General features: G+C 26.9%; 8 protein-coding genes. 4 read left to right on the top strand and 4 right to left on the bottom strand.

The window, feature by feature from the left end; genetic code table 11:
• Positions 1–62: 62 nt before the first annotated feature.
• From HMPREF0367_RS02150 to HMPREF0367_RS02170, 4 genes are all read right to left on the bottom strand, one after another.
• A complete protein-coding gene (locus HMPREF0367_RS02150) occupies positions 63–551 on the bottom strand; it encodes a hypothetical protein (RefSeq protein WP_035400714.1) in 489 nt (162 codons plus the stop codon).
• A 746-nt stretch (positions 552–1,297) separates the two neighbouring features.
• Positions 1,298–1,999, bottom strand: coding sequence for a LytR/AlgR family response regulator transcription factor (locus HMPREF0367_RS02160; protein ID WP_035400718.1), 702 nt, complete (start codon positions 1,997–1,999; stop codon positions 1,298–1,300).
• A gap of 71 nt (positions 2,000–2,070) precedes the next feature.
• Complete coding sequence (locus HMPREF0367_RS10845) at positions 2,071–2,652, bottom strand: accessory gene regulator B family protein (protein WP_051335133.1); 582 nt, start codon at positions 2,650–2,652, stop codon at positions 2,071–2,073.
• On the bottom strand, positions 2,639–3,274 hold the full coding sequence (locus HMPREF0367_RS02170) for a helix-turn-helix transcriptional regulator (protein WP_035400722.1): 636 nt from the start codon (positions 3,272–3,274) through the stop codon (positions 2,639–2,641). Before HMPREF0367_RS02170 ends, HMPREF0367_RS10845 begins: the two co-directional genes overlap by 14 nt.
• A 225-nt stretch (positions 3,275–3,499) precedes the next feature.
• On the opposite strand from HMPREF0367_RS02170, the gene HMPREF0367_RS10375 reads away from it, so the two are divergent.
• The 4 genes from HMPREF0367_RS10375 to HMPREF0367_RS02190 all read left to right on the top strand — a co-directional run bounded on the left by HMPREF0367_RS10375 (position 3,500) and on the right by HMPREF0367_RS02190 (position 6,523).
• A complete protein-coding gene (locus tag HMPREF0367_RS10375; protein WP_148449348.1) occupies positions 3,500–3,646 on the top strand; it encodes an AgrD family cyclic lactone autoinducer peptide in 147 nt (48 codons plus the stop codon).
• Between the two features lie 79 nt (positions 3,647–3,725).
• On the top strand, positions 3,726–4,163 hold the full coding sequence (locus tag HMPREF0367_RS02175; protein WP_035400723.1) for an RNA polymerase sigma factor sigma-70 region 4 domain-containing protein: 438 nt from the start codon (positions 3,726–3,728) through the stop codon (positions 4,161–4,163).
• Positions 4,164–4,540: 377 nt separating this feature from the next.
• On the top strand, positions 4,541–4,930 hold the full coding sequence (locus tag HMPREF0367_RS02180) for a type II toxin-antitoxin system PemK/MazF family toxin (protein ID WP_035400725.1): 390 nt from the start codon (positions 4,541–4,543) through the stop codon (positions 4,928–4,930).
• A 240-nt stretch (positions 4,931–5,170) separates the two neighbouring features.
• Positions 5,171–6,523, top strand: a complete 1,353-nt coding sequence (locus tag HMPREF0367_RS02190) for a tyrosine-type recombinase/integrase (RefSeq protein WP_051335134.1) — start codon at positions 5,171–5,173, stop codon at positions 6,521–6,523.
• Positions 6,524–6,763: the final 240 nt, after the last annotated feature.

The raw sequence follows: 6,763 nt of genomic DNA on the forward strand, positions 1-6,763 counted from the left end.
ATTAAAGTAATAGACAATCTGTAATCCATTTATAAGAAATCATCAAACAGGCAAATCTGTATCTAATTAAAACATTCATAAATCAATACACACATTAAACCATTGTTAGAATAAAATTTAGTATTAACAGTTAATTGCAGATCTAAATCATTAATAATTTTTTCACTTAGGTAAAACTCACTAGACCTATATGAACTATACGTACATTTTAAATATACTTTTAAGATACTATTTGTTCCTATTTTCTTTAGATAAAATGATATTGAAGGATTATTAATATGCTCTTTTCCCAATATTTCAAAATATAGATTTAATAATATGGTATATAGCTTTATCTGTGTTTGTTCATCCAAAAAAGTAAAATCATCAATCACAGTAGACCTAACATCAACATTATATTTTTTTAATTCTGTCAAATTTTGCAGTAAAACTAAATTAAGTGTGTTAGAATTTGAATATAATGTATTCAATTCATGACAAGTATCATTGGCCAAGTTGTCTAAAAATTGTTCTAAATTTGTATAATTATGAGTCTTTAAAAGCTTTGTCATTATACAAATTGAATGTAATAAATCATGTAAAAAATCAAATTTTGATTGATAATATTGATTTAAAGCACTAATTTTTTCCGATAATATTCTATTCTATTCATCCTTTAAATGTAATTCAAATTCCAACTTAAATGAATTTAACAATTTCATGTAAAAATATATCATTATGTAATTTGAAGCTAGGATGCCAATTATAGTAAAGAGAAAAAAAATTACAACTCCTGTTTCATTAAAATAACCAAAAAGGTATTGATTTATAAAAACAACTAAAATATATGAAAAAAAAGGTAATATGAAGATTAATAAGAAAAAATTATTTTGTTGAAAAACCATTAATGGTTTAACAATAACCTTATATGGAAGTATTAATATAATTGTTAATATTATTGTTAAATATAATGCATAAGTATAGTATTGTTCATAACTTAACATTGGAAAATAATTAAGTATACTTCCTGAAATAAATTCCGATATAGACATAGAAATAGAAAGAAGAAGTGCAGTTAAAATATTAATAAAACTTCGGCTCAAAAACTGTGTTTCTAAATACAAATAATAAATCAAAATCAAAAAAACTGGTATATATATGGTCGTTATTCCATTAATATTTACTAATGTCATTATTACTAAATATATTAAAAACACCAATAATTGTATATAGTATTTTCTAAATCTTAACGAAAAAAAATTAGTACCAATATAATGAAGAATTAATAAAATAATTATATTAATTAATATTAAATGAATCATATTGTCTTATATAAATTTGAAATATACCTTTCTTCAAACATTTTTTTATATCCTCTAGATAATGGTACTAGCTCTTCTGTAAATAAAATTACATCTCTTTTCGAAATGTTACTAACATATTTCAAATTGATAAAGTAAGCTTTGTGTGATTGTTCAAAATTGCAATTCTTCAGTCTTGAAATCCATTCTTTTAAAGAATAAGGCGTTGTAATAATCTTATCATTTCTCATATGAAGTAAAGTGTGTTTATCCATCGCCTCAACATATAATATGTCTTTAACAAATAATTTGTTAGGCTTTAGTTTATCATCTTTTATAAATTTTAAATGAGAATAATATTCTTCTATCAAATTAGAGATTTCAATTTGAAATTCAGATTCTAAAAGAGGTTTTAAAAAATAGCGATCTGCATGAATTTTATAACCATCAACTAGATATTTTTGATAACTTGAAACTATAATAATTCTACACTCAGGATATTCTTTTTTTATTTTTTTTCCAAAGTCAATTCCATTAAAAGAATTTAACTCAATATCTAAAAACAATAAATCGCATTTCTCCAAATCCTTAATTACAGTTCTTTCATCCATATAAGAATGTATATAATATTCTATATTTAACAATCCTAAACAATTATTCAAGTTTTTTATTAATATTTGCTGATCACATTTATTATCTTCTAATACAAATATATTCATTCTCTTCACCCTCTATCTGATAAAAGCAACTTAATTTTATACCGAAATAAATCAAAGTGGAAGATGTGACATTAAGATTTTATAGAGAGAGTTGAGAATAATCCAATTAACTGATCAAAAAAACAAATCATAATAGTACCCGAAATACAATTATATACAATATCTAAACTACTTAGTTTAAAACATAAAGAGATAGCAAAAAAGATGATTTCAATTATTATAGTCTTCATTTTATAATAATTTTTTTCATTATCAGATAATCTTTTATTTATGTTTTCTATCGGACCAAAAAAATAGACTAGTGAAACAGAAAATAAAAAATTAATCATATATAATGCAAAGGGTATTGTTTGTATAATCTTTAGAATATACGAAGTCAATAATAAAAATAGAATACTAAAAACAGAACAAATTGTAATATTTTTAAAATGAAATCCGCCAGAATATTTTCTCAGATTCAAAAAGCAAATTGTAAACAAAAGCATTTCAAAAGAAGTGTTAATAATAAAAGAAATTATAAACGCTATGCAAAAAACAAAAATATAACTTTTAAAAATATAAACCCCATAATCATATATATCTTTCTCAAATGAAATGTTATTTTCCAAGAGAAGATTATACAAATAATATTTATTGTTTTTATTCGCTTTCATAATGTTTTATAATCCTAGCTATGATATCATACATATCATTGTCTAATCCAAAAGCTGATATTTCTAAATCGTCGGTGTTTCCATATAAACAATCTATTGTAAAGCCTGTAAGTTTTGAAATAGAGAAAAGATGACTAAAAGTTGGCTTCGACAAACCTGCTTCCCAACCATATACTGAAGTTTTACTTACGTTTAATATACTAGAAAATTGTTCTTGAGTTAATCCAAGTAAAAATTTTCTAATAAAATAAATGTTATTCGAGAGGTCGAATTCTTCTTTAATTGTGCTTTCTTTCAAATTCGACGCATATATAGTTACGTTCTTTAAACTTAATTTTTTAAAGTTAGATTCTAAAATAATTAATTCTGTAATTTGATCTGTAGTTAAAAATTCTAGATTTAGACAAATAGGTTCACGAGTTTCATTAAAAATTAAATGTTCAAAGGTTGTATCTAATACTTTTTTTAAGATCAAAATATTTTTTGCAGAAATTTCTATACTACCTTCTATAAGTTGTCTAACTACTTGAGAATTTATTTTTGACATGGTAGCAAGTTCATTTTCGGTTAATTTCTTTTCTAACATGATTCTTTTTAATCCGTTTGCATGAAATTTTACCATAGTTACACCTCATTTTACTATGGCGATTATAAAAGAAATAAAACTATATGGCATTATATTTAATTGAATTTTTCTCTTACCATTTATATTTTTATGTATTTATTTATAACCTTATATATTTAGATAATCTTTCAAAGTTCTGATAGTCTATTTTCTTACAAATTGTCCGTATTTCAATATAAAATTTTTATATTATGCTAGACTTTCTTTGGAGGTGATTATCTTATGAATAAGGTAAAGAAAAGTGTATTAAAAATTGCAGCAAATATTGTATATACTTGCGCAGAAAAAGGGGTAAATAGCACATGCCATTCACTCTTTGGCCAAATAAAAGAACCAAAATCCTTATCAAGATTAAAAAAACATAACTAAAGTTTTTGATCCTATCCGGATCTTTTTTTTTGGCTAAATTTAACTCCATTCCTCGGCTATAGAGTGAAAGGAGTTTTTTATGTCATATATAAAAGGAAAAGAACAACAAAAATGGACAAAATGGAAAGAAAATGAAGAAAGAAGTTTGAGAAGTCTAAATTTTCCAGAAGATAAAATCAATTCTTTACGTGAATTTGATTGGTATCAATTTAAACAAGAAAGAAGATTCAAGGAAAGAGAATCTGTATATAATGAATCATTTTTCATAAATGTCTCAAATAAAACAATTCAATCACTTGACTTAAGTAATTTACTAAACAACTTAGATGATGCTATTTTATATCGTTGCATTTTGAAATCTGATATAGTTACAAAAAAGATTATTAATTTAAAAGTAAATGATTACTCAACCAAAGAAATTGCAAAGATTTTGGATATTACTCCAAACGTAATTTACAAAAAAATATATTTTCTTAGAAAAAAATATAGAAAATTGGCTAAATTCAAGAGATATTAATGGCTATTTAAGTGAAGGGGAATTAACACCTTCTTTAAGATCTTTGAAAATCACATAACAACTATTAGATACAAATCTCATAGGATGAGCTGATCACTATTGCGCCATGACCTATTATATAGAGAGCGATCAAACAATGGATTGATAAAAGCAATTAGCTATTGCTAGCGATGATACCCTATAAGGATAATGATACACTTGCACTGCAATTGCGTGAGCTACCACGCGAGGGTGAAATTCCCGTGATGGATAATTAGCTATTATTCGTCTAATAGGATTCCCTTCTTTCCGGGTAAACAGGGTTAAATAGGAAATACGATAAATATAAAACCAGGATTTAATCCTGGTTGTTACATAAACACAGTAGGAGGAAAAATATGATAAGAAAAATCAAAAGAGGAGAGATTTATTTGGTCAATATATCTTCATCATTAGGATCTGTTCAATATGGAGTCCGGCCTGTTTTGGTCATACAGAATAACAAAGGCAACAAGTATAGCCCAACAGTCATAGTTGCTTGTTTATCTTCACAGATTGACCACAAGGCACATCTACCAACTCATTATATCTTACCCGAAGGATTGGGTTTGAAATTTCGAACCATGGTACTCTGTGAACAGATAAGATCCGTTGATAAACAATGTTTTATAAAATATATAGGAAAAGTACCAAAACGATGGATGACGATTATTGATAAAAAAGTAATGATTAGTCTAGGAATAGAAAAGAAGGTGTTAAATAATGCTTCCCGATCAAACATTGTTTAAGGAGTATCCAGACGTTGTGAATGTTAAACAATTATGTGAGATGCTTGGCGGAATATGCTCCAAAACCGCATGTCAGCTATTGAGAACTAACAAAATTCAACACTTCAAAATCGGAAATCGATACTTTATACCAAAAATATTTGTTCTTAATTATATCTGTAATCTACAAAATAGAAATTTATAGGTTCGACTTTATTTCATCTTCAATAGAAAATACTCATGCCAAGGAGATGAAACGACATGAACAAAACACATGTATCAGGATATATTAAAACAGATAAAAAATATTATCGTTTTTTTCTTAGTTATAGAGATGCCTCAAATAACACAAAACACATTTCTTTTTCTGTAAATTTGAAAATCAAAGGAAATAAGAGATTGGCAAACCAGATTTTAAGTTATTCAAAAAGAAATCTTATCGGTTATGAAAGGGATGAAGATATTGAAAAAGAAAAGGAAAGAATAAAGAAAGAAGTGATTCAAAAATTTATGTGTAAAGATTCAGAGAAAACAGCTTATTATCCCGACATAAAAGAAGAAAAAGCACAAAATAATTTATATGATCACATACAAATCTCACCTAAGATGCTTTTCAGTGATTATCTATCTTATTGGTTAGAAAACATTGCTATTGATGATATAGGACAAGGAGCTTATGCCACATATAAAATTAATATCGAAAATAGAATAAAACCGTATTTTCACTATTTAAATATAACTTTAAAAGATATTACTGCCATGGATATACAGATGTTTTACATCAAGACTGCAAACGGATATTCAATTCAAGGTAAGGATTATCCCCCTATAAAACCAGCAACTATAAAAAAAATCCATAGCAATATTCGCAAATCTTTACAGTTCGCTTCTGACATGAAAATCATAAAAGAAAATCCTTCTCTTTTATGCAAGCTTCCAAAAATAGAACATACAGAATTTCGAGTTTACAATGAAATCGAAATGGAAAAGCTATTTAAAATAGCTAGAGGAAGTACCATCGAATTTGCTATTCTTGCCGCTTCTTTCTATGGCCTACGTAGATCTGAAATCGTAGGATTAAAATGGTCAGCCATTGATTTTAATAGAAAGATCATTTCAATCCAACATACAGTGACCGAATATACACTGGATAATAGGATCGTACGTCAAGAAAAAGATAAAACGAAAAGTCAGTCGAGCCTTCGAATACTTCCATTGGTACCACCTTTTGAAGAACTGTTGAATCATCTAAAGGAAGAACAGGATAAGAATCGAATTCTTTGTGGAGAACAATACAACGACAGAGATAGCGACTATATACTTGTTGATCCTCTTGGAAATCGGCGAAAACCGAGCTACGTTTCTGAAACATTCAAATCTTTATTAAGAAAGAATGGTATGCCTGTAATTCGTCTTCATGATTTACGTCACAGCTGTGCCACATTACTCTATAAGAACGGTGTCGACCTGAAACAAATTCAGAAATGGCTTGGTCACTCCGATATATCCACAACAATGAACATTTATACTCATTTTGATTATGATATCAAACTAAATTCTGCTAGAACGATGCTAAAGGCACTATCTTGGAACCAAAACTGTGTTCAAAAGTAGTCTGCGTAAAAATGCCAAATCGCTAGATTTTATCGGCACATCTAAGCTTTTAAATTTTAAAAATGGCAGAAAAAATGGCAGAAAATTATGTGATTTTCACCAAAATCATCACATAATTCATAAAATTCAAAAATTTTCAGAAAAATAGAGAAAAATAAAAAAAGCTCCAAAGTGCCGATAAATAGGGACTTTTGAAGCATTTTCGGACAAAATGGTGAGGCCGATGAGACTTGAACTCAC

It is taken from the genome of Faecalitalea cylindroides ATCC 27803, assembly GCF_000469305.1.
In the GTDB taxonomy this organism is placed as follows: domain Bacteria; phylum Bacillota_I; class Bacilli_A; order Erysipelotrichales; family Erysipelotrichaceae; genus Faecalitalea; species Faecalitalea cylindroides.